The sequence below is a fragment of the Limoniibacter endophyticus genome, assembly GCF_014652835.1.
GTDB classification, from domain to species: Bacteria; Pseudomonadota; Alphaproteobacteria; order Rhizobiales; family Rhizobiaceae; genus Limoniibacter; species Limoniibacter endophyticus.
The window spans coordinates 123,995-147,030 of sequence record NZ_BMZO01000012.1; the positions used below are offsets into that span (position 1 = coordinate 123,995).

The following is a 23,036-nucleotide window of genomic DNA, read 5'->3' on the forward strand; positions in this document are numbered from 1 at the left end:
CAGTTTTATACCCGCCGCAGCTTCTGCGGCGGGTATAAGCCAAGGCGGACATATTCACGCACGACAGGCACGATGGCAGCTGAATGGTTCGCCAGGTTCGACACGGCATGTCTCGTCGAGAATATTCGGGGACCGTAGGCTATGAAATTGCAAACAGTATCCGGTTTTTGACTTGCCGCCCAAAGCCAAGTGGTATCAGCGGGCATTTCATCGGCTAAGCACAGCGATGTAGGCTGAAGCCCGGACAAGTGCCTGGGCAAGTTGTGAAGACGGCCTGGTCATCCGCTTTGTAACTGAGCTTATAATGAGCGAAGCTTAATAGTCATCCGGTTAAGCTTTTTATGTTGAAAGCGCATTGCGAAAATTTAAGCAGTCCGCAACATTAATTCTGACAATTACGCTCCACAAAAATTTTTGCTTTCTATGCGGCATTTTGGCCTTGTCGAAATGCCGCACCTTCCGCTAAGTCAGGGATATAGCCACTCGCTGAAATACGGATGAGCACGTCGCCACATCCGCGCGGTTCCTCTCAACCGCGGCAAAGGAGCAAAAAATGAAAGACCTTCCGGGCTCACCGTCCCGCCGTTCCTTCTTGAAAGGCACGGCCGCGGCGGCTGCAGTTACGAGCGTTGCGGTTCCCGCTGTAGCGCAGACAAATTCCCAACCCGTTCCGCTCGATCAATACAAGCCTGAAACTCTTAACGCCGAAGAATGGGCCTTTGTCATGGCAGCCGCTGCCAGGCTGATTCCCTCTGACGGCGAGGGTCCAGGTGCAATCGAGGCGCGCGTTCCGGTCTTTATCGACAAGGAACTTGGCGGTGGCTTCGGTGCTGCCGCAGATTGGTACATGGAAGGCCCGCATGATGCGGCGGCCAGCCCGTTGCGTGGATGGCAGACGCCTTTGACTCCGCTGGAAATCTATCAGCAGGCGATTCCTGTATTCAATCAGTGGTGCCAGCAGACGCATGGCAAGATTTTTGCCGAGCTGGATGCGGCCCAACAGGATCAGGCGCTCGTTTCCCTGCAAAAGGGTGAAGTCGGCTTGGTGCCGGAATTGCGTGATTTCTTTACCATCCTGCTCCAGAACACGAAGGAAGGCTATTTCGCCGACCCGATGTATGGCGGCAATCACGGCATGGTTGCCTGGCAGTATATCGGTTTCCCCGGTGCGCGCGCCAGCTACAAGGAGTGGGTCGACCAGCACAATGTGCCTTATCCGCTCGGTCCAGTTTCCATTTCCGGCGAGAGAGCATAAACCATGGCACGCACAGAAAAGAAAAAAGACGTGGTCATCGTCGGCCTCGGCTGGACAGGTGCCATCCTTGGTATGGAACTGTCGAATGAGGGCGTCGAAATCGTCGCGCTCGAGCGCGGCCACGACCAGGACACGGTGCCTAACTTTAAATATCCGCAGATGATCGACGAGCTGAAATACGGCGTTCGTCTCGGCATGATGCAGAAGCCGCGCAACTCTACGCTGACCATCCGTCGTGATCTCAATGAAACCGCGCTTCCCTATCGCAGCCTCGGCTCCTTCTTGCCGGGAATTGGCGTCGGGGGTGCTGGTACGCACTGGAACGGCCTGAACTGGCGTCCGCAGGAAGTCGAATTTCGCCTGCGTTCTTACGTCGAAGAGCGTTGGGGTGCGGAAATCATTCCTGAAGACATGCAGATTCAGGATTACCCGCTCACCTATGACGAGCTGGAGCCGTTTTTCACCCGTTTCGAACGCGTCGCCGGCATTTCCGGCAAGGCCGGCAATATCAAGGGCCAGATCGTGGAAGGTGGCAATCCGTTTGAGGGATGGCGCTCGGAAGAGTATCCAATGCCTCCCATGCCAACGACCTGGGACGGCGCAAAATTCGCCGAAGCTGCGAAGGGCGCAGGCTTGCACCCGTTCCCGAGCCCGGGCGGCATCGCATCAACTGCGTATGTCAATGAATATGGCATGCAGATGGGGCCGTGCAATCACTGCGGTTTTTGTGAACGGTACGGCTGCTATCAATATTCCAAATCCTCGCCCCAGACCGCCATTCTCGATGCATTGCGCCGCAAGCCGAACTTCGAATATCGCACCGGTGCAGATGTATTGCGCGTCGAAATGGCGCCCGATGGCAAAACCGCAACCGGCGTCACCTATTTCGATGAGAATGCGCAAGAAGAAGTCTTCCAGCCCGCTGATCTGGTCATCCTCGCAGCCTATCAGCTGCATAATGTGCATTTGATGCTGCTTTCGGGCATCGGCCAGCCATACGACCCGAATACGGGTGAGGGCGTTACGGGCCGCAACTATGCGTATCAGATGAATGGCGGCTTTACCCTGTTCTTCAAGGATGAAGTCTTCAATCCGTTCATCGGCACGGGCGCAAATGGCATGTCGGTCGATGACTACGGTATGAATCAGAACGACTTCGGACGGGAAGGTTTCATCGGTGGCGCCTATTGGCGTTCGGGACAGACCAATGGTCAGCCGATCCGCTCCATGCCGCTGCCATCGGGCACTCCGACCTGGGGTTCGGATTGGAAGAAGGCCGTCGGCGAATGGTATGGCCACGCCATGTCGATCGGTTCGCACGGCTCGCATATGTCATATCGCAACAATTATCTCGACCTCGATCCCACCTATACGGATCGTCTTGGTCGACCGTTGATGCGCATGACCTTCAACTGGCATCCGAATGACTTGCGGATGAACGAGTTCATGAAGGCCAAGATGGAACCAATCGCCAAGGCATTAAACCCGGATGTGATGCAGGCGGGCTTCAAGGGCCAGGGTTCGGTATATGACGTGCGCCCGTACCAGACGACGCATAATGTCGGCGGCTCTGTCATGGGCGAGAACCCCCGTACATCGGCGGTCAATCGCTATCTGCAGGCGTGGGACAAGCACAATATCTTCGTGATGGGCTCCGGCGCTTTCCCGCAGAATACGCAGTACAACCCGACCGGCATGGTCGGCGGTCTGGCCTATTGGGCAGCGCATACGATCCGCACGGATTACCTGCGTAATCCGCGTCCGCTGGTTTAAGGAGAGAGGCGATGAAAAAGATCTTCAAGGTTCTCTTCGGTCTCGTCATTCTCGGCTTGGTCGCGCTCGCTGCTTTCATCTTTGTGCCAGTGCAGAAGACACCTGCTACCAAGCAACTTGCTGCCGACTTCAAGCCGGCGGAAGGTGCAGGCGAATATGTGATGCGTGCCGGCGATTGCATGGCCTGCCATACGGCGGAAGGCGGAAAGCCTTTTGCCGGCGGTCGCGCGATCGCAAGTCCCATGGGCACGATCTGGACCACCAACATCACCCCGGACAAGGAAACCGGCATCGGCGACTATACGCTCGATGACTTCCGTGCGTCGCTCTATGACGGCATCCGCAAGGATGGCGCGCATCTCTACCCGGCAATGCCGTATGAAAACTATCGCAAGATGACTGAAGAAGATGTCGTGGCACTCTACGACTACTTCATGAATCAGGTGGAGCCCGTCTCCAACAAGGTTGAGGAAACGACGCTTTCCTTCCCGTTCAACATGCGTTTTGGCCTGCGTGCGTGGAACTGGCTGGCGCTCAACGGCGATGCGGGTTTCACGCCCGTCGAGGGCCAGAGCGAAGTGTATAATCGCGGTGCCTACCTCGTGCAGGGTGCCGGTCACTGCGCCGCCTGCCATAGCCCGCGCAATCTGTTCATGGGGCAGGACGGAATCGACGAGTCGAGCGACAAGTTCCTGACTGGCGGCGATATTGACGGCTATACCGCGCCCGACCTTCGTGGCCCAGACAGTGCTTCGCAGAGCTGGACCAGCGAGCAAATGGCTCTCTATCTCTCCACCGCGCGTAACGCTCATACGAGTGCAACCGGAGAAATGATGCTCGTCATCCGCGACTCTCTGCAATACATGACGCCTGACGATAATATGGCAATTGCCACCTATCTAAAGACGATCAGTGGCGGCGAGGGTAATGCTCCTGTCCAGCAGCCCGCTCAGGTCCAGCCTACAGAGACGGAAAAAATGTTGACCGAGGCCAAGGCCGATCTGCCGATTGGTCCGCGTCTTTATCTCGACAATTGCGCCGCCTGCCACTTCGTAACCGGCAAGGGCGCAGCCGAGATATTCCCAGAGTTGGCAGGCAACTCGCTGGTAACGGCAGCATCGCCAAAAGGATTGGTATCAGTAATCCTGCACGGAGCGGAACTGCCCTCTACCGAACAGCGACCGATGAAGCTGCGCATGCAGGGCTATGCAGAGCGTCTGTCGGATGAGGAAGTGGCGGAACTTGCGACCTTCCTGCGCACTGCCTGGGGCAACGAGGCACCTGCCGTAACGCCTGCCGATGTTGCCGGCGCGCGCGAAGCCGTTCATTGAACCGCGTGACAGCAGGAAATGTGAAAAGGGCTCGCCAGCGGCGGGCCCTTTTCTTGAGGCGTCTTCACTGGTGAAGAGCCGTTGCAACATAATTCCCCATGAAGCGTTCACGATAGCGTTAGTGAGACGAATGCCGTCTTATGGTGTTTTCTTCAACCCGGCATCTTGACCGCTCTTCTCTCATCCTATTGAAGAATAAGAACCATTCCACAGCGTCGGGCAAAAAATCGCGAGCGTCCATCGTTCATTCGCCTCGTGGCGTCCTGTGCATCTGGGCTCTGGAGAACATGAAAAAGCAGGCTTGCAAGCCTGCGAAATCTAAACAGGAAGGAAACACACGCTTGGGATAACTGCACAACCGGCCCCCATCCTCCTGTTCCTCATGATACTTCCCTTCTTGGGAAGCATTCTCGTCGCGTGTACGCTCCGTACCAATTCAAGGTTCCTGCCAGTCTCGATTGCGGCGGTTGTTGCCGCCGTGATCAGCATCGCAACCGCGTATCTTTATCCGGCCATAGCGAATGGCGGCGTCATTCGCTATGACATTGAGTGGCTGCCGCAGCTTGGCCTGAATCTGACGCTGCGCATGGATGGTTTTGCCTGGATGTTTGCCATGTTGGTTGGCATCATCGGGCTGCTCGTGGTGCTTTACGCGCGTTATTACATGTCAGACGATGACCCGATTCCGCGTTTCTTCTCATTCCTGCTTGCCTTTATGGGATCGATGCTGGGTATTGTCATCTCGGGCAATGTCATCCTTCTGGCGATCTTCTGGGAGCTGACGAGCATCTCGTCCTTCCTGCTCATCAGTTACTGGCACCATAATCCTGCGGCTCGCGACGGCGCGCGCATGGCGCTGACCGTAACCGCGACCGGCGGGTTCTGTTTGCTGGCTGGATTGTTAATTCTCGGTCACATCGCTGGCAGCTATGATCTCGATACGATTCTTGCATCTGGCGACGCGATCCGCGCTCACCCGCTCTATCTGCCCGCGCTCATTTCAGTGCTAATCGGTGCCTTCACGAAAAGCGCCCAATTTCCGTTTCATTTCTGGCTCCCGAATGCCATGGCGGCACCGACGCCCGTCTCGGCCTATCTGCACTCGGCCACCATGGTGAAGGCAGGGGTTTTTCTGCTCGTGCGCCTGTCCCCGGCGCTTTCGGGCACCTATGAGTGGTTCCTCATTGTCGGTATAGCGGGATTGTCGACACTGGTGTTGGGCGCCTATTTCGCCATGTTCCAGCAAGACCTGAAAGGCCTGCTGGCTTACTCGACTATCAGTCATCTGGGCCTCATCACAACGCTGCTCAGCCTGGGGAGTCCGCTCGCAACGGTGGCGGCGATCTTCCACATGCTCAACCACGCGATCTTCAAGGCGTCGCTCTTCATGGCGGCGGGTATCATTGACCACGAGACCGGGACGCGCGACATGCGTCGCTTGAGCGGGCTGCTGCAATATCTGCCGATTACCGGACGATTTGCGATGATCGCCAGCGCCGCCATGGCGGGCGTGCCGCTGCTCAACGGCTTCCTGTCGAAGGAAATGTTCTTTGCCGAGGCTGTCGAGACGCATGCCGACTCCTGGCTCGATGTCTCACTTCCCTACTTCGCCGTGCTGGCCTCCATCTTCAGCGTCGCCTACTCGCTGCGTTTCATACACACGGTCTTCTTCGGCCCGAAACCGGTTGATCTCCCGATCGCGGCCCCCCATGAGCCGCCTCGCTGGATGCGTTTCCCGATCGAGACGCTGGTTGTCGCCTGTCTGGTAATAGGTATCGTTCCAAATTTCGCGATCGGCCCGGTTCTCTATCATGCGTCGTTCAGCGTGCTTGGCGAGCAGATGCCCTATTACAGCCTTTCCATCTGGCACGGTTTCAATATTCCACTTCTGATGAGTGTGATGGCGCTCGCCGCAGGCGTGTTGATCTATATCGTCTTCCGGAATTATTTCGCACGTTGCGATGACGGTCCCCCCTGGTTCCGTCATCTCCGCGGGCAACGGATTTTCGAGCGCATTCTGGTAACCGTCTCCTGGCGCTGGGCGCGTGCGCTCGAAAGCTTCTTCGGTACGCGCAATCTCCAGCCGCAACTGCGCCTCGTCGTTTTTGCGGGCTTTCTGGCCGGCGTCGTGCCGCTCTATCTCCTGGGCTTCCAGTCGCGTATGATCCCGCCCTCCAATCTCGATCTACCTTTTGCAGGCATGTGGCTGATCGGGGCCGGACTCGCCATGGGCACGGCCTATCTGGCGAAATATCATCGTCTGGCTGCCCTCGTCATGCTGGGCGGAACGGGTCTAATCGTCTGCGTAACCTTCGTATGGCTATCTGCTCCCGATCTTGCGATCACGCAGCTGCTCGTAGAAATCGTCACTACGGTTCTGATCCTGCTCGGTCTGCGCTGGCTGCCGAAACGTTCGGAGGAGGCGAAGGACACGTTGACCTTGCGCGCCCGCTTCCGTCGCTTCCGGGACTTTCTCCTGGCGACCGCCTGTGGAGTCGGCATGGCCTTCGTAGCCTATGCTGTCATGACGATGCGCGTTCCGGATGCCATCGCCAATTTCTTTCTGCAAAATGCCTATAGCCAGGGCGGCGGCACAAACGTAGTCAATGTCATCCTGGTCGATTTCCGCGGGTTCGATACGCTGGGCGAAATCGCCGTGCTCGGTATCGTGGCGCTGACGGTCTTTGCGCTCCTGCGCCGGTTCCGTCCGGCAGCAGACAGTATAGGTCCGACCATGCAGCAAAAGGCGCAACGTCGGTACGATGAAGAACAGCCGGACCGAGACCTTGGTGACACGGTACGGGACTATTTAACGGTACCGTCGGTGATCATGCAGTGGATGTTCCCGGTCATCATCACGCTTGCAGTCTACTTCTTCACCCGCGGCCACGACATGCCGGGTGGCGGCTTTGCCGCGGGGCTCACCATGTCGATAGCATTTCTGCTGCAATATCTGGCCGGCGGCACGCGCTGGGCGGAGGAACGGATCCGTATCTTGCCCCTGCACTGGATGGGGGCAGGACTTCTGGTGGCCACGGCAGGAGGCGTCGGTTCCTGGGTGTTCGGTTATCCGTTTCTGACCTCGCACACACGTTATGTTGAAATCCCGCTCATCGGTGACGTTCCCGCCGCCAGCGCGCTGATCTTTGATCTTGGAGTATTCCTGCTGGTTGTGGGTTCGACCGTGCTCATCCTGGTCGCACTGGCGCACCAATCCATCCGTATCAACCGCCTGCGTGCGCAGCTGGAAGAAACGAAAGAGGAGGCCGCCTGATGGAGCTTGTTCTTTCGATCGCAGTTGGCGTTATGACGGCGTGCGGCGTGTGGCTCATCCTTCGTCCGCGCACATATCAGGTCATCGTCGGGCTGGCTCTGCTATCTTATGCCGTCAATCTCTTCATCTTCGGTGTTGGCGGGGTACGGACCAACCAGCCGCCGCTCCTGGGAGAGGGTGTCGACGTCAACACATTGGCCGATCCCGTGCCGCAGGCGCTGGTCCTGACGGCCATCGTCATAGGCTTCGCCACCACAGCGCTCTTCCTCGTTGTTCTGCTTGCCTCGCGCGGCCTCACCGGTAGCGACCACGTCGATGGGAAGGATGACCCACGATGATCCATTGGTCGCAGCATCTCGTCATACTGCCCATCCTGCTGCCGCTCATCACGGGTGCGACGCTTGTCTTCATTGCAGATCGTAACAGAACGCTGAAGGCCATTATCAGCCTTGCCAGCACCGTTCTTTTAGCGTTTTTGGCGGTTCTCCTTCTCGGCCTTGCTGCTGGCGGCGCCGATTTCAATGGGGTTTATCTGCTCGGCAATTGGCCGATACCCTTTGGCATCACACTGGTGCTGGATCGCTTGTCGGCACTCATGCTGATGCTGACGGCGGTGGTGGCGATGCCGGTGCTGATCTTCTCCTTCGCGCGTTGGCACGCTGCCGGCGCTCATTTTCACAGCCTCTTTCAGTTCCTGCTGATGGGGCTGAACGGAGCATTTCTGACGGGCGATCTTTTCAATCTCTTCGTGTTCTTCGAAGTGATGCTGGCCGCGTCCTACGGTCTGCTCTTGCACGGCTCGGGGCCACGGCGCGTCAAGGCGAGCTTGCATTATATCGCCATTAACCTTGCCGCTGCGCTACTTTTTCTTATCGGCGTCAGTCTGATCTACGGAACCACTGGTTCGCTCAATATGGCCGATGTGGCGGACCGCATTCCGGATATGGAATCTGATCGCCGCATGCTGTTCGAGGCCGGAGCTGCCATTCTCGGCGTTGCGTTCCTGGTGAAAGCCGGCATGTGGCCGCTCTGCTTCTGGCTGCCAGGGGCCTATAGCGTGGCGGCAGCACCCGTCGCGGCGATCTTCACCTTGATGAGCAAGGTGGGCATTTACATCATCCTGCGCCTCACCATGCTGCTTTTCCCCGACGGAGCATCGGAGGCCTTCAGCGCATCGATCCTGTTTTACGGCGGGCTGGCAACGCTCGCATTCGGTATAATAGGGGTGCTGGCCTCGCAGGCGCTGCCGCGCATTGCTGCCTATTCTGTGCTGGTGTCTTCAGGCACGCTTCTTGCCGTCATCGGACTGGAAAATACCGCCGCTATCTCCGGGGCGCTTCTCTATCTTGTCAGCTCCACGCTTACACTTGCCGCCTTCTTCATGCTCGTCGAACTGGTCGAGCGCGGGCAGGATGCCGCAGCGTCGGTTCTTGCCGTCACAATGGAGGCTTATGGCGACGCCGACGACGATATCCCGGAAGAGGCCGAGGGCGTCACCATGCCGGGAACCTTGGCGATCCTTGGCATCTGCTTTGCCGCCTGTGCTATCCTTTTGGCGGGTCTGCCGCCATTCTCCGGTTTTATCGCGAAGTTTGCCATGCTGACCGCAATGCTCGGAGCTGGCGCTGCCGCCTCTCCCAGCATTTCCGAAGTTGCCGTGGTCGTACTCATACTTTTCGGCGGTCTGGCAACGCTGATTGCGATGACGCGGGCGGGTATACGCACCTTCTGGAGCTCCATCGAGCAGACCGTTCCGCGCGTCATGGTGATCGAGATCGTCCCCGTTCTCAGCATTCTTGTCCTGCTCGTCATGCTCACTGTCAAGGCGGGCGCAGTGCTGTCTTTCGTGGAAACGACGGTACAATCTGTCGTCGATCCGCGCGCTTATATCAAAGCAGCGGAAAAATCCGCGCCCATTCCGTCCTGGCGGCAACGTCAGGTAGATCAGGGAGACGAGTGAGATGTTCCCTTATCCGTTTCTCACCATTGGTCTGATCATCCTGTGGATGCTGCTGACGCATTTTTCGCTCGGCAGCTTCATCTTGGGAGCCATCGTCGCAACCGCGGCGTCCTGGGCCATGGCGGCCTTGCACCCGGAAACGCTCAGGTTGCGCAAATGGTACTTACTGCCGAAATTTATCCTGATCGTAGTGGTTGATATTATTCGCTCGAATGTTGCAGTTTGCACTATCGCATTGCGGCCGTCCCGCAGGGGGCGCCGCTCGGGCTTCATAGATCTGCCCCTGGAAAGCGATAGCCCAACAATTCTTGCTATCCTGGCCATCATCTTGACCGCTACGCCTGGATCTGCCTGGCTTGAATATGATCGGCGCAAGCGTTCGGTCCTCATTCATGTGCTGGATCTGGTCAACGAGGATGATTGGCGCGACCTGGTGAAGAACCGCTACGAGAAATTGTTGCTGGAGATTTTCGCATGATGAGCGCAACCGTCGTCAGCATCGCCCTTGCGGCTGCGCAGATCATGCTGGCGATTGCCATGGCGATCGTCGCAGCGCGCATCTTCACGGGACCGCGTGCACAAGATCGCATTCTGGCGCTCGATAATCTTTATGTGAACGCGATGCTGCTCCTCATTACTTTCGGGATCGGTTCAGGCCGGATCGTCTATTTCGAGGCCGCGCTGGTCATTGGCATGCTGGGTTTCGTGGCTACTGTCTCGCTCGCCAAATTTCTAATGCGCGGCGAGGTGATCGAATGATGGAAGATGCCGCCAACCTGCCGCTCTGGGCAGCAATTTTCATTGCAGCCTTCCTCATATTGGGTTCCGGGCTCGCCCTGATAGGTGCGATCGGTCTCGTCCGGTTCACGTCCTTCTACGAACGCTTGCACGCGCCAACACTAACCACCAGCTGGGGCACGGCGGCTATCATGCTCGCTTCCATCCTGTTTTTTTCCGTTCTTGGTGGCCGCTTCGTTCTGCATGAAATCCTGATTGGGATTTTCGTGACGATAACGACGCCGATCACACTCATGCTGCTTGCGCGCGCAGCGCTCCATCGAGACCGCTTCGAGCAGGCCGGTGACTTCGGCGATCCAGTGAGCAAGGAAGACCACACCGACGAGAAGCAGGAAGAACTTGCGGAAGGTAGGAAACCGCTATGACGAGAGCGGGTTATCGGAAGAAAAAAGCTACCCGTACGTAGTCATGTTCAAGCCGACCCTTGCCGCTCCCGGTGACGGCGGGCGATCTCGAAGGCCACGGCGCAGCTAATCGTAACCAGGATCATGATCAGGGCCAGCGCGTTCACGCTTGGCGTAAGGCCAGTGCGCACTTTGGTGGCGAGGTAGATCGTCAGCGGCGTTTCGAAACCGCGTACGAAGAGCGTCGTATTATAGTTTTCGACGGATTGCAAAAGTGCCAGGAGAGCCGCGCCCCAAAGGGCCGGTTTCAGGAAAGGCAGAAGTACGCGGCGAAAGACCATGAACTTGGATGCGCCCAGACCGAGTGCTGCCTCTTCCTGCGCTCGATCGAAACGCTGCAGGCGCGCGCTCACCATAAGCATCACGTAGCATATTATATAGCTTGATTGTGCCACGACGATCAGGAACATGCCTCCGCCGATACCGAGCTGGCGCCAGAGAACGAGCGTGGCTATGCCGATGACAACGCCGGGCATCAGCAGTGGCGAGACCATGAGGCCATAAAGAAAGCTTTTGGCGCGCGCATGCAGGCTGGTCAGGAGTAAGGCCGCCGCCGTACCAATCGGCAGGGAGACGGCCACGACGATAACGCCGATCAGCGCGGAGGAGCCTAGTGCCGCCCACATGTTGCGGTCGCCAAAGAGCTCGGAAAACCATTGCAAGGTCGTTCCCTGCCAGGGTGTAACTGTGGGGAAGCGGCTCGTGTTGAAGGTGGCTGCTCCCATGATGGCCAGGGGAGCGAACAGATACAGGAAGAAGGCCGCCATGTAGGCACGAAAAATCCAGCGACCGAAAGCAGCCCCGTTGCTCATTTCGCCACCTCCGTGAGGTCCACGCGGGCGACTTTAAGCGCCAGGAACACGGCGCAGAGGCAGAGCACGAGCAGGACGAGCGCGTAGGCCGCGCCGCGGTTCCAATCGCCGCCTTCGAAGAACCAGTTGTAGATGATCTGCGTGAACCAGCGGCTACCCGGCGCGCCGAGCAGTGCCGGAGCGACATAGGAGCCGGCAGCCAGCATGAAGGTGAAAACGCAACCGGTGGCAATGCCGGCTTTGGCATGCGGAACGACGACGCGGGCGTGGATGCGGGCGGTCGAGGCGCCGAGATCGCGCGCCGCTTCGATCTGCGACTTCTCGAGGCTCTCTATCGAGTTGTAGATCGGGAAGAGCATGAAAAGGATATAGGCATAGACCATGCCCGCAAGCACACCCGGATCACCATACCAGCGCACGGGCTGGTCGATGATGCCGGTGGAAAGCAAAAACGCGTTCAGTGGACCACGAAATGCCAGGAGAATATACCATGCCAATGTGCGCAGCACTTCGTTGATCCAGAAGGGGATCGTCAAGGCGAGGAGCACAATGGCAACCTGTTTGCGTGTCGCATTCTGCGCCAGCCAGAAAGCCAGGGGGTAGCAGACGATCAGGGTCAGAAATGCGACAAGCCCGCTCGCCCAGATGGTCTTGAGGAAGATCGAGCGATGTGATGCTTCGCCGGCGAGGTAGGTGATATTGTCCAGCGAGTAGACGTCGCGCGGCCCGCCGATCTCCGCCGGCGGCAGATTGGGACGTAGCGCGTAATCGATCATCATCAGGTTTGGGGCAAGGACCATGCCGATCAGCCAGGCCGCCACAAGCGCAACGAAAAGCGTGGCAAGCGGGCTGCCGAAGCGATTGTAAAGTTCACTCATGAGCCAGCACCACACCATGTTCTGGTGCAAAACCGACCTGATAGCGGTCGCCAATGGCTGGTGCTTTGCCAAGCATCGTGCTGCCGAGCGAGGAAACAAGCTCCATGCCGTCTTCCGTGATGCCGTTTAGGAGTGCGAATGGTCCTTCGAAATCGATGCGCTGTGCTTTCAGCGGGATGACGTTCTCAGACACTGCTGGGAAAAGGGCCTCGGGGCGGATGTAAAGCCGTGCCTTCGAGCCTGCCACGAGATTGTTACCGGCCCGAGCGCGAAGGAAGCCCACATTGGTCTCGATCTGCGCGATGCCACCTGTGACGGCGCTTACGGTTCCGTCGATGGCGTTCGTTTCGCCAACGAACTCTGCTACGAAATGCGTTTTTGGATTGGCATAAAGGTCCCGCGGACTTGCGACCTGCTGCAGAACGCCCTTGCTCATCACCGCCACGCGATCGGACATGGCAAGCGCCTCGGACTGATCATGGGTAATGTAGATAAAGGTCACTCCCGTGCGCTTCTGGAGGGCACGTAATTCGGTGCGCATATGCTGACGAAGCTTCAGGTCAAGCGCCGAAAGTGGCTCGTCGAGCAGCAGTACCTGAGGCTCGACCGCAAGGGCGCGGGCAATAGCCACGCGCTGGCGTTGCCCCCCGGAAAGTTCGTCTGGCAAACGATCGCCGAAGCCTTCGAGCGCGATCAGCTTGAGCAGTTCATCGGCTCGTCGGCGCCGCTCCGCCTTGGACGCGCCGCGTGCCTCCAGTCCGAAGGCAATGTTTTCCCACACCGGCATCAGCGGAAAAAGCGCAAGCGACTGGAAGATCATCGCGGTTGGGCGCTGGTTGGGGGAGAGCCTACCCATGTCCTTGTCGCCGATGCGGATCGTGCCGGATGTCGGATGCGAGAAACCGGCGATCATGCGCAAAAGCGTGGTCTTGCCGCAGCCGGAGGGCCCCAGAATGGAAAAGAACTCACCCGCATCGACCGTGAAGGAGACATCGTCCACGGCAGTAGTCTTGCCGAAAATCATGCTGACATTGCTGAGTTCGACCGAGTGCGACATTGTTTTCTTTTGCTGGGCTTGGATGGCTGAAAAACATGAAGGGCGGATCCTGCGACCCGCCCTTCATTATGGGAGGATCAGGCCGAGAGGAACCGGTCCTGATATTCGTTGCGTTTGGTCACGAACCAGTTCTCCTGGATTGGCCACCACCAAAGCTTTTCCAGAGCATCGCCTGGATAGGCTGCGGCGAAGAAATCCTTCGCCGCCTGTTCCAGATGCGCTTCTGCACCGACGGCGGTGGAGGAGATGGAAGTGGCATTGGTATACATTGCACCGGCTTCCGGCGTCAGGAACCAGTTGATGAAGGCGTAGGCCTGATCGAGATTGGTCGCACCTTTGGGAATCGAGATGCCTTCCATCCAGGTCAATGCACCTTCTTTCGGCGCGATGAAGCCAATAGGCAGACCTTCCTTGGCCAGAGCGGCACCTGTCGAATCCCACGTCTGGCCGACGGCGCAGCCATTGACGCGGAATGCGCCCTGCGCCTCGTTCTCGTTCGTCCAGAACTGAGCGATGTTTCCCTTGCGCTTGACCGCTTCGGCCAGGATCACGTCATAAACCTTGACCATGTTCTCTTCGGAAACGAAGGCTTCCCGCATCGGCATGGGGAGCTTGCCTTCGGCTTCGAGCCATAGTCCCAACCCGACGAGGCCGGAATGGCCGCGTACGGTTGCCTTGCCGACCATATCTTCCTTCCAGATATCGCCATAGGAAGCGGTGCCGTATTCGAGCGGCGCCTGGTCCTTGTCGAAGGCGATACCTTCCGTGCCCCAGTCGGTCGGAACCTGGAAGCGCTTGCCTTCGATAACAGCGCCTAGCGTCTTGGAATTTTCCCAGGCACTGGGCAAGCAGCGCGCGACTTCGACCTTGGCCTCGTCAATTGGTTGGACGAGATCGTATTCGACATAATTCGGCACGCGATCGACGGTTGGCCAGATGATGTCGAAACCGCCGCCATTATTGGCGCGCAGCTGGTTCAGGAGTTCATCATTGGTACCGTAGGGCGTAAAACTGGCTTTGATGCCGGTTGCCTGGTTGAAGGCCTGGAGCATGGCATCATTGACATAGCCGGCCCAGGCGAAGATTTTCACCTCGCCGGAAGATCCTTGCGCGTACGAGCGTGAAATCATTGGTGCGGCGAGCGAAAGGCTGGCAGCAGAGGCGGCTCCCTTCAGAAAAGTGCGGCGTGCGATCGTCATGTGATTTCCCCCATCCCTCGGGCTGTTGAAGTATTTCAGCCGATTAAGCGCTGCATGTTACATCTTGGTGACGCTGGCGCAACGGGTGCGAGAATCGATCAACACTATATCGGCAACCGGAATGGGTCTGCCCGGGAGATTACTTCCTATCTTGTTTGGCGGCTTATTAGCGTGTTGCGGCGAAGATGCCGTTCATAATCATCGCGGTCGCGCAGGTCATTGTCGTAGGAGGATAGGTTCGCTTCCCTGTGCGCTTCGCGATGGTCTTTTCCGGCAGTACACCCGGAGAGGACGCAAAGGCAGGCGGCTAATAAGAAAAGAGGACGTTTCATTGATGGCTCCAATCATTGCAGTTCCCGCAATCTTGACGCTTGTTTGTTCGAAGTCACCGTGAACCTGTCTCATACTGGAACCATCCGAAACGCTGGCGACGTGATCAAGCGGTTGCAATTTCTGAAAAACATTTCCAGATGTGAAGCTGGTTCGACTTCGGAGATGAGCATGATTTTCGACTCGGTACGTCTGGCGCTGAAGGACCTGTTCCGTCCGGAGTTTCGCAAGGCTTTCATAAAGACGCTGTTGCTCACGCTGCTCGCGCTTGTCGTTATATGGTTCGGCCTGAAATGGCTTTTCGACTTTCTGGCGCTTCCCTTCCTGACAGAGATGATGCGGCCGTCGGGCGAATGGGCATCATGGCTGGGTACCTTGTCGAGTATCCTCTTTGCTATTCTGTCGGCATTCGGGCTGGCATTCATGGTCGCGCCGGCATCTGCATTGGTTGCAGGGCTTTTTCAGGATGATGTTGCTGAACGCGTCGAAGAGACGAGCTATCCTGAACAACCGGTCGGTCAATCCCTGCCGCTAGGTGAGTCAGCCGTGGCGTCGCTCAAATTTCTCGCCATCGTCATTATCGGAAATATTTTTGCGCTTCTGATGCTTCTTATTCCAGGCGTGAACTTGATCGCGTTTTTCGTGGTGAATGGCTATCTGCTCGGTCGAGAATTCTTCGAGTTCGCTGCCATGCGCTATCGCACTCCGTCGGAAGCTCGTGCCTTCCGCGCCGAACACCGCGTGACGATTTTCCTGGCCGGTCTGGCAGTCGCTCTTTTCCTTGCCATCCCCTTCCTGAATCTGCTGACGCCGCTTTTCGCAACGTCTATGATGGTGCACCTGCACAAGAGATTGAGCGTTCGATCCTGAGATCAAGGAATGTCTTCCGGCTTGCGGCCCGGGCGACTTTTATAGCGCGGCAGGCTCCAGCCGTAGCGAATCGCTCCGGCGCGCACCAGAAAACCCACGGCAAAGCCGATATAGGCCGCCATGCCCGCCGGTAGGAGAGGCTGGCCTAGAACGAAAGCCAGTGCGCCGGCGACGCTTGCCGTGACATAGACTTCGTCGCGCATCAGAACAGACTCTTCGCCGGCTATCATGTCACGGATGATGCCGCCCAGCACGGCGGTGAGCACGCCGGTGACGATCGCGATGCTTGGTTCGCCTGAAGCTATCAGACCTTTGGAGGCGCCGACGACGGTGTAGGCGCCAAGTCCCAACGCATCAAGCCACAACAGTGCCTTGTAGCGTGATTCCAGCAGATGCGCGAAGACGTAGACGAGTAGCGCAATGCCAATGCACACAAGAACATAGACCGGCTGCACAACCCAGAAAACGGGAATATCGAGCAGCATGTCGCGAAACGTCCCGCCGCCAATGCCGGTAATGACCGCGAAAAACAGGAAGCCCACTATGTCGAGCTGCTTGCGCGAGGCGGCAAGCGCGCCCGTGGCCGCAAACACCGCGATGCCGCAATAGTCGAGAATTTGAAATGCCGTCAACGCGTCCATGCCGGCTCCTATCCGCATATGTCCTGCAAAAACTAACGCCCGGCACAAGGCCGGGCGTCAAGCTTTCTATGCAAACATGGTCCGTGACGCCAGGTCAGGCGTCTTTCTCGGCTTGTGCGTTGATCGGGCCTGGCTCCTCTCCGTCTGTACCTTCCGGCTGAGCGGGAGTTGGCGCTTCCTTCGGCCCACCCTTGGCGACGCCGACCATAGCCGGACGTAGCACGCGCGCGCCGATCGAATAGCCCGGCTGCACGACCTGCACGACCGTATTGTTCGGTACATCTGGATTTGGCACTTCGAACATGGCCTGATGAAAGTTCGGGTCGAACTTCTCTCCCTCTGGCGACAGCAGTTTCACGCCATGACGCTCGAGTGCGGAAAGCATGGAGCGCTCGGTGAGTTCGACCCCCTCGATCAGCGACTTCAAGCCGCCTTCGACGTTGCGCTCTTCATGTGGCACGGCATCGATGGCGCGGCGCAGATTGTCGGACACGGTCAACATGTCTCGGGCAAAATTCGTCACGGCATAAGAGCTGGCGTCGGCTACCTCACGCTGGGTGCGGCGACGCAGATTTTCCATGTCGGCGGCAAAGCGAAGGGCACGTTCCTTCAACTCCTCATTTTCCTTGAGTAGCTTCACGAGCGTGTCATGGTCAGCATTGTCCTCGGTGGCCGCGGCGTTGGCCTCTGCAGCTCCGGCAGCGGCCAGATCCGGGTTTTCTTCCGGTGCAGGGTTGTTATTGGCGTGGTCACTCATCGAGCGTTTCCCGTCTGTTGTATTCGAATAGGATTGTTTGCCCGCATATCGAGGCTCGAGCCGTAAAAATCAAGACCTCGCGTGAGCAAGCAAGGCAGATCACCGCAGCATACGGCTAATCACCTGTGCGGTATAATCGACCATTGGCACGATGCGAGCATAATTGAGGCGCGTTGGGCCGATCACGCCAAGCGCACCGACGACACGCGAGTTCTGATCACGATAGGGCGCAACGACAAGCGATGAGCCGGAAAGTGAAAAGAGCTTGTTCTCCGAGCCGATGAAGATACGCACGCCTGATCCGCCTTCAGTCAGGTCAAGGAGTTGCATCAAACCTTCCTTGGTCTCAAGATCGTCGAAGAGCAGCTTCAGTCGCTCGAAATCGGTTTCCTCGGTGACATCGTTGAGCAGATTGGCGCGGCCGCGCACGATCATGCGAATCGGCAGATCGGAACCCGCTCCTGCCCAAACGGCCATGCCGCGATCGACCAGTTCCTGCGACAGGGTGTCAAGAGCGGTGCGGGTTTCCTCTTTTAGACGCGCGATCTCGTTTCGCGCTTCAACGAGGGTACGACCACGAATATGTGCGTTGAGGAAGTTGGTCGCTTCGTTGAGCTGTGAGGCGGTCACGCCGGCCGGCAGGTCGATGACACGGTTCTCGACGTCTCCGTTCTGCGAAACCAGAATGGTGAGGGCCTTGGTTTTTTCGAGCTGAATGAACTCGACGTGCTTGAGCGCCGTTTCCGACTTTGTGGCCAGTACGAGCCCCGCACCCCGCGACATGCCCGACAGAAGCTGGCTTGCCTCCGTCAGCATCGAATCCAGCGAATCCGACTTGCCGGACGTCTTGATCTGGGCATCGATCGAGCGCCGCTCCTCTTCGCTCACGTCACCAAGCTCCATGAAGGCGTCGACGAAGAAGCGCAGGCCCTGCTGCGTCGGCATACGGCCGGCGGAAATATGCGGCGCGTATACCAGCCCCAGATGCTCCAGGTCGCTCATCACGTTGCGGATTGTCGCGGGCGAGAGTGCGTTGGGCAGAAGCCTGGAAAGGCTGCGCGAACCTACAGGCTCGCCATCGCGCAGATAGCTGTCCACCATATGGCGGAAAATATCACGCGAGCGTGTGTCGAGATTGGCAAGTGCGGGATCAAGCACGGGTTTTGTCATTTGGCTCATCCTTCCGCCTTTATGATATAAAAACTCTACGCCACCATACAAGCTGTTGCATCATATCCTGATCGGCCTTTTTCCTTTGCGTCGATAGGGGCCAGGAGGTACAAGCGCTCAAACTTTCGAAACAGGGATGACCGACACATGCGCCCATCCAAGCGCCAGAACGACGAACTGCGAGCCATATCCTTTGAACGCGGCGTGTCGAAGCACGCAGAAGGCTCCTGCCTCGTCAAGTTTGGCGACACGCATGTCCTTTGCACGGCGTCGCTTGAGGAGCGCGTGCCGGGCTGGATGCGTAATTCAGGCAAGGGTTGGGTCACTGCCGAATATGGCATGCTGCCGCGCTCGACCGGCGATCGCATGCGTCGCGAAGCATCGTCCGGCAAGCAGGGTGGCCGCACGCTGGAGATCCAGCGTCTGATCGGTCGCAGCCTGCGCGCAGTGGTTGATCTCGAGGCGCTCGGCGAAGTCCAGATAACGGTGGATTGTGACGTCATCCAGGCGGATGGCGGCACACGCACTGCTGCCATTACCGGCGGCTGGGTGGCGCTTTACGATTGCTTGCGCTGGATGGAAACGCGCCAGATGATCACGCTCTCGAAAGTGCTCAAGGATCACGTTGCAGCGATTTCGTGCGGTCTGCATGAAGGCAAGGCTGTGCTCGACCTCGATTATCTGGAGGATTCCTCTGCCCAGACCGATGCCAATTTCGTATTGACCGGCAAGGGCGGCATCGTCGAAATTCAGGGTACGGCCGAGGGCGAACCCTTTTCGGAAGAGCAGTTCGCCGAACTTCTGGGGCTTGCCCGCAAAGGCGTTAACAAGCTCGTTAGTCTCCAACAGATGGCAGTGGCCTGATCATGAAGGCGCGGGCGGTTCTCGAGGCAGCACTCTACGTTGATGATCTCGCAGCCTGCGAGGCGTTCTATCGCGACGTGCTCGGTCTTGAACTGGTCGCGCGTGTCGAGGGCCGTCACGTTTTTCTGCGCTGCGGCCAGAATATGGTTCTGCTCTTTGACGCGGAGGCCACGAAAGTGCCGCCTTCGCCTGATGCAAAGCTGCCGGTTCCTCCGCACGGCGCGCGGGGCCAGGGGCATATGTGCTTTGCTGCCAGCGCAGAAGAACTGGATAGCTGGATGCGTTATCTTGAGGCGAATGGCATTGCGATTGAAGCTGCTTTCGAGTGGCCACAGGGCGGGCGGTCGATCTATATACGCGACCCGTCCGGTAACTCCATCGAGTTCGCCGAACCGAAGATTTGGGGCTTCTGAATATGCACATGCTTGATGCGAAGAAGATCGTCGTTGCCAGTCACAATGCCGGCAAGCTGAAGGAAATCGCTGAACTGATCGCGCCTTTCGGCTTTGAAGCGAAATCGGCGGCGGATTATGGGCTGCCCGAACCGGAAGAAAACGGTACGACCTTCGAAGAGAACGCCTATACAAAAGCCTTTGCTGCGGCCAAGGCGACCGGCCTGCCGGCGCTTTCGGACGATTCCGGCCTTTGCGTGGACGCGCTTGATGGTGCGCCTGGCGTCTACACTGCCGATTGGGCAACACGCGAGGATGGCAAGCGCGATTTCAGCAGGGCGATGCAGAAGGTCGAGGATATCTTGCAGGAAAAGAACGCTCTGGACCCATCGCAGCGCACCGGCCGTTTCGTTGCGGTCCTTTGCCTTGCGTTTCCCGATGGGCATGCGGAATATTTCCGTGGTGAGGCGCAAGGCACCCTCATCTGGCCGCCACGCGGCAGTGACGGCTTCGGCTATGATCCGGTCTTCTTGCCGGAAGGAGAGACGCGCACATTTGGCGAAATGCCTTCGTCGGAAAAGCATGGCTGGGTTCCGGGGCAGGCGCAGGCCCTGTCTCATCGTGCAAAGGCTTTCCAGAAATTCGCACAGGCGCGTCTGGTCGCTGAATGACCATAAGCGGCGACAGAACGCCGGGCTTCGGCGTCTATCTGCATTGGCCGTTCTGCGCCGCCAAATGCCCCTATTGCGACTTCAATTCTCATGTCCGCCATCAGCCGGTCGATCAGCCGCGTTTCGCAAAGGCCTTTGCGCGCGAGATCGAGGTGATGCGCGAACGCACCGGCAGGAAGCGCGTCACCAGCATTTTCCTGGGCGGCGGTACGCCATCCCTGATGCTTCCGGAAACGGTAGGGAATGTTCTGGAATCGGTCGCCAGGCATTATGAGATCGACTCCGATGCCGAGATCACGCTCGAAGCCAATCCGACCTCTGTGGAAGCAGATCGCTTTCGGGGTTATCGCGCGGCAGGCGTCAACCGGGTGTCGCTGGGCGTTCAGGCGCTCAATGATCGCGACCTGAAATTCCTCGGCCGGATGCATAATGTCGAGGAAGCACTCGTCGCCATCGGTCTGGCGCGCGAGATATTCCCGCGCCTTTCATTCGATCTGATCTATGCCCGCCCGCACCAAACCGCACAGGATTGGACGACGGAACTCAATGCCGCGATTGATCACGCAGTCGATCATCTATCGCTCTATCAGCTCACAATCGAGGAGGGGACGCCCTTCTTCAATCTGCACCGGGCCAAAAAATTCACGGTGCCAGACGCCGATCATGCAGCGCATCTCTACGAGGTGACGCAGGCAGTTGCGGCCTCGCGCGGCCTGCCTGCTTACGAAGTGTCGAACCACGCGCGGCCGGGCGCCGAAAGCCGGCACAATCTTACCTACTGGCGCTACGGCGAATATATCGGCGTCGGTCCCGGCGCTCACGGCCGTTTTGTCGAAGACGGTATACGGACAGTGACGATCGGCGAACGCAATCCGGAAAAATGGCTTGAACTGGTCGAGGCCAAAGGGACCGGCGAGATCGATGGTGAGTTGCTGGAGACAGAACAGGAAGCCGACGAGTTTCTGATGATGGGCTTGCGTCTGGTCGAGGGAATCGATCTGGTACGTTACGAGGAACTCGCGGGCCGACCGCTCGCGCAGGAGCGCATCGCGATCCTGCGCGAGGAAGGCCTGATTGAGCCGGTTGGCAATTCCGGCCTTCGCGCTACCCCAGCCGGCATGCTGGTGCTCGATGCGCTGGTGGCGGATATCGGGAGAGAGTGACGTTATGGTCGAGGACAGCACCAACAGAACCTATCTCGTCGGTGGCGAGGTAATCCGTGCACGTTCATTTGAACCGGCGATCTATCTGGTTGCGACGCCAATTGGCAATCTTGGGGATATTACTCTGCGCGCCATCGAGACCTTGGCAGGGGCGGACATTCTTGCCTGCGAGGATACGCGTGTCACCCGCATCCTGCTTGAGCGCTATGGCATCTCACGGCGTATGTTCGCCTATCATGAGCATAATGAGCAAGCTGCCGCGCAGAAGCTGATCGATGCTGTAAATGAAGGCAAGAGTGTCGCGCTTTGCTCCGATGCCGGAACGCCGCTCATTTCCGATCCGGGATATCGTCTTGTCTCAACGGCGCGTGAAGCTGGCGTCAAGGTTGTGCCGTTGCCGGGTCCGTCCGCTCTTCTTGCCGCACTTTCGGCCAGCGGCCTTCCATCCGACGCTTTCTTCTTCGCGGGTTTTCTGCCTAACAAGGCGTCGCAGCGCAAGACCCGGCTCGATCAGCTTGCTCATATTCCCGGTACGTTGATCTTCTATGAGTCGCCGCGCCGCTTGCCTCAAAGTCTCGCCGCGATGGCGGAGGTTCTGGGAGAAAGCCGCCGCGCGGTCGTGGCGCGAGAACTGACCAAGACCTTTGAGGAGTTTCGTTCTGCTCCGCTCGGTGAACTGGCTGCCCATTATGCGGAAGCAGAAAGCATTCGCGGCGAAATCGTCGTCTGCATCGAGCCGCCTCTACAGGAGGAGATCGCAGGCGAGGCAGACATCGATCGCATGTTACGCGATCTCGCCGGCCAGATGTCGACATCGAAGGCGGCCGGTGAGGTGGCAAAGATGACGGGGCTGCAAAAGGCCGATCTCTACAAGCGCTTGCTTGAGCTGAAAGATGACTAAGGGCGGTGCACCTGCTCCCAAGCGTCTCAGGGCCTATCGCCGGGGCGGCCGGGCAGAAACGCTTGCCTGCATTTTCCTGATGTTCAAGGGCTTCCGTATCGTCGCCCGTAACTGGAAAACCCCGCTTGGCGAGGTCGATATCATTGCGCGGCGCGGGTCACTCATCGTGATCGCCGAGGTCAAGGCGCGCGACACGCTCGAAGCTGCGATGGAGGCGGTCGGTCCGCATGCATTGCGGCGCATCGAAGCGGCCGGCGATCTCTGGCTGGCGCGTCAATCCGGAAGCGCCCAGTTCTCAATCCGCTATGATCTGATCGCCGTTCTGCCTCGAAAACTTCCCAAGCACGTAAAGAATATCTGGCAAAACCGCTAATCTCGCGGGTTGAAGCATATTGAGGCCGTGGATGGATTTCTCGCCCTTGCCGGAGCGGGCGAAAATATTCCGCAATAGTTTCAATGGAAAGGCGGAAGGTCCTGCCTTCATCCCGTCGTTCATGCGCCGATTTATCCCACACCCCGCAGCCTGGCTTATTATC

At 58.1% G+C, this 23,036-nt stretch carries 23 protein-coding genes; 16 read left to right on the top strand and 7 right to left on the bottom strand.

Annotated features, from left to right (window positions below; genetic code table 11):
• The first annotated feature begins 553 nt into the window (after positions 1-553).
• The 9 genes from IE151_RS16880 (at position 554) to mnhG (ending at position 10,756) form a co-directional block, all read left to right on the top strand.
• Positions 554-1,255, top strand: coding sequence for a gluconate 2-dehydrogenase subunit 3 family protein (locus IE151_RS16880; protein WP_189492907.1), 702 nt, complete (start codon positions 554-556; stop codon positions 1,253-1,255).
• A gap of 3 nt (positions 1,256-1,258) precedes the next feature.
• The gene (locus tag IE151_RS16885) at positions 1,259-3,028 is read left to right on the top strand and encodes a GMC family oxidoreductase (protein ID WP_189492909.1); all 1,770 of its coding nucleotides are present in this window, start codon (positions 1,259-1,261) and stop codon (positions 3,026-3,028) included.
• A gap of 11 nt (positions 3,029-3,039) precedes the next feature.
• The gene (locus IE151_RS16890) at positions 3,040-4,359 is read left to right on the top strand and encodes a cytochrome c (protein ID WP_189492911.1); all 1,320 of its coding nucleotides are present in this window, start codon (positions 3,040-3,042) and stop codon (positions 4,357-4,359) included.
• Between the two features lie 367 nt (positions 4,360-4,726).
• Complete coding sequence (locus IE151_RS16895; protein ID WP_382344864.1) at positions 4,727-7,633, top strand: monovalent cation/H+ antiporter subunit A; 2,907 nt, start codon at positions 4,727-4,729, stop codon at positions 7,631-7,633.
• Positions 7,633-7,971: a Na+/H+ antiporter subunit C gene (locus IE151_RS16900; RefSeq protein ID WP_189492915.1), complete on the top strand. Its 339-nt coding sequence runs from the start codon at positions 7,633-7,635 to the stop codon at positions 7,969-7,971. The genes IE151_RS16895 and IE151_RS16900 overlap by 1 nt, the downstream gene beginning before the upstream one ends.
• Positions 7,968-9,593 (top strand): monovalent cation/H+ antiporter subunit D, encoded by a 1,626-nt coding sequence (locus IE151_RS16905; RefSeq protein ID WP_189492917.1) that lies wholly within the window; start codon positions 7,968-7,970, stop codon positions 9,591-9,593. The genes IE151_RS16900 and IE151_RS16905 overlap by 4 nt, the downstream gene beginning before the upstream one ends.
• A 1-nt stretch (position 9,594) precedes the next feature.
• A complete protein-coding gene (locus IE151_RS16910) occupies positions 9,595-10,071 on the top strand; it encodes a Na+/H+ antiporter subunit E (protein ID WP_189492919.1) in 477 nt (158 codons plus the stop codon).
• The gene (locus tag IE151_RS16915) at positions 10,071-10,352 is read left to right on the top strand and encodes a K+/H+ antiporter subunit F (protein ID WP_189492975.1); all 282 of its coding nucleotides are present in this window, start codon (positions 10,071-10,073) and stop codon (positions 10,350-10,352) included. The genes IE151_RS16910 and IE151_RS16915 overlap by 1 nt, the downstream gene beginning before the upstream one ends.
• A complete protein-coding gene (gene mnhG / locus IE151_RS16920; protein WP_189492977.1) occupies positions 10,352-10,756 on the top strand; it encodes a monovalent cation/H(+) antiporter subunit G in 405 nt (134 codons plus the stop codon). The genes IE151_RS16915 and mnhG overlap by 1 nt, the downstream gene beginning before the upstream one ends.
• A 47-nt stretch (positions 10,757-10,803) precedes the next feature.
• Here mnhG and IE151_RS16925 read toward each other — a convergent pair whose 3' ends face one another.
• The 4 genes from IE151_RS16925 to IE151_RS16940 all read right to left on the bottom strand — a co-directional run bounded on the left by IE151_RS16925 (position 10,804) and on the right by IE151_RS16940 (position 14,741).
• Complete coding sequence (locus IE151_RS16925; RefSeq protein ID WP_189492921.1) at positions 10,804-11,607, bottom strand: ABC transporter permease; 804 nt, start codon at positions 11,605-11,607, stop codon at positions 10,804-10,806.
• Positions 11,604-12,485 (bottom strand): ABC transporter permease, encoded by an 882-nt coding sequence (locus IE151_RS16930; protein ID WP_189492923.1) that lies wholly within the window; start codon positions 12,483-12,485, stop codon positions 11,604-11,606. Before IE151_RS16930 ends, IE151_RS16925 begins: the two co-directional genes overlap by 4 nt.
• Complete coding sequence (locus tag IE151_RS16935; protein WP_189492925.1) at positions 12,478-13,542, bottom strand: ABC transporter ATP-binding protein; 1,065 nt, start codon at positions 13,540-13,542, stop codon at positions 12,478-12,480. The genes IE151_RS16930 and IE151_RS16935 overlap by 8 nt, the downstream gene beginning before the upstream one ends.
• A gap of 77 nt (positions 13,543-13,619) precedes the next feature.
• A complete protein-coding gene (locus IE151_RS16940) occupies positions 13,620-14,741 on the bottom strand; it encodes an extracellular solute-binding protein (protein ID WP_189492927.1) in 1,122 nt (373 codons plus the stop codon).
• A 501-nt stretch (positions 14,742-15,242) separates the two neighbouring features.
• On the opposite strand from IE151_RS16940, the gene IE151_RS16945 reads away from it, so the two are divergent.
• Positions 15,243-15,941, top strand: coding sequence for a sulfate transporter family protein (locus IE151_RS16945; protein WP_189492929.1), 699 nt, complete (start codon positions 15,243-15,245; stop codon positions 15,939-15,941).
• A 2-nt stretch (positions 15,942-15,943) separates the two neighbouring features.
• Here the strand turns inward: IE151_RS16945 and IE151_RS16950 are convergent, their stop codons facing one another.
• The 3 genes from IE151_RS16950 to hrcA form a co-directional block, all read right to left on the bottom strand.
• The gene (locus IE151_RS16950; protein WP_382344869.1) at positions 15,944-16,573 is read right to left on the bottom strand and encodes a trimeric intracellular cation channel family protein; all 630 of its coding nucleotides are present in this window, start codon (positions 16,571-16,573) and stop codon (positions 15,944-15,946) included.
• Between the two features lie 103 nt (positions 16,574-16,676).
• Positions 16,677-17,339, bottom strand: coding sequence for a nucleotide exchange factor GrpE (gene grpE, locus IE151_RS16955; RefSeq protein WP_189492932.1), 663 nt, complete (start codon positions 17,337-17,339; stop codon positions 16,677-16,679).
• Positions 17,340-17,438: 99 nt separating this feature from the next.
• Positions 17,439-18,509, bottom strand: coding sequence for a heat-inducible transcriptional repressor HrcA (gene hrcA / locus IE151_RS16960; protein WP_189492934.1), 1,071 nt, complete (start codon positions 18,507-18,509; stop codon positions 17,439-17,441).
• A gap of 147 nt (positions 18,510-18,656) precedes the next feature.
• Between hrcA and rph the strand changes: the two genes are divergently transcribed.
• From rph to IE151_RS16990, 6 genes are read left to right on the top strand one after another with little or no spacing between them, the layout of a single operon-like run.
• Positions 18,657-19,373: a ribonuclease PH gene (gene rph / locus IE151_RS16965; RefSeq protein WP_189492936.1), complete on the top strand. Its 717-nt coding sequence runs from the start codon at positions 18,657-18,659 to the stop codon at positions 19,371-19,373.
• 2 nt (positions 19,374-19,375) lie between these two features.
• Entirely contained in the window at positions 19,376-19,786 is a 411-nt protein-coding gene (locus IE151_RS16970) for a VOC family protein (protein WP_189492938.1), read from the top strand.
• Between the two features lie 2 nt (positions 19,787-19,788).
• Complete coding sequence (gene rdgB, locus IE151_RS16975; protein ID WP_189492940.1) at positions 19,789-20,436, top strand: RdgB/HAM1 family non-canonical purine NTP pyrophosphatase; 648 nt, start codon at positions 19,789-19,791, stop codon at positions 20,434-20,436.
• Positions 20,433-21,599 (top strand): radical SAM family heme chaperone HemW, encoded by a 1,167-nt coding sequence (hemW, locus tag IE151_RS16980; protein ID WP_189492942.1) that lies wholly within the window; start codon positions 20,433-20,435, stop codon positions 21,597-21,599. Before rdgB ends, hemW begins: the two co-directional genes overlap by 4 nt.
• Positions 21,600-21,603: 4 nt before the next feature.
• Positions 21,604-22,500 (top strand): 16S rRNA (cytidine(1402)-2'-O)-methyltransferase, encoded by an 897-nt coding sequence (gene rsmI / locus IE151_RS16985; protein WP_189492943.1) that lies wholly within the window; start codon positions 21,604-21,606, stop codon positions 22,498-22,500.
• Positions 22,493-22,873: a YraN family protein gene (locus IE151_RS16990; RefSeq protein ID WP_189492945.1), complete on the top strand. Its 381-nt coding sequence runs from the start codon at positions 22,493-22,495 to the stop codon at positions 22,871-22,873. The genes rsmI and IE151_RS16990 overlap by 8 nt, the downstream gene beginning before the upstream one ends.
• Positions 22,874-23,036: the final 163 nt, after the last annotated feature.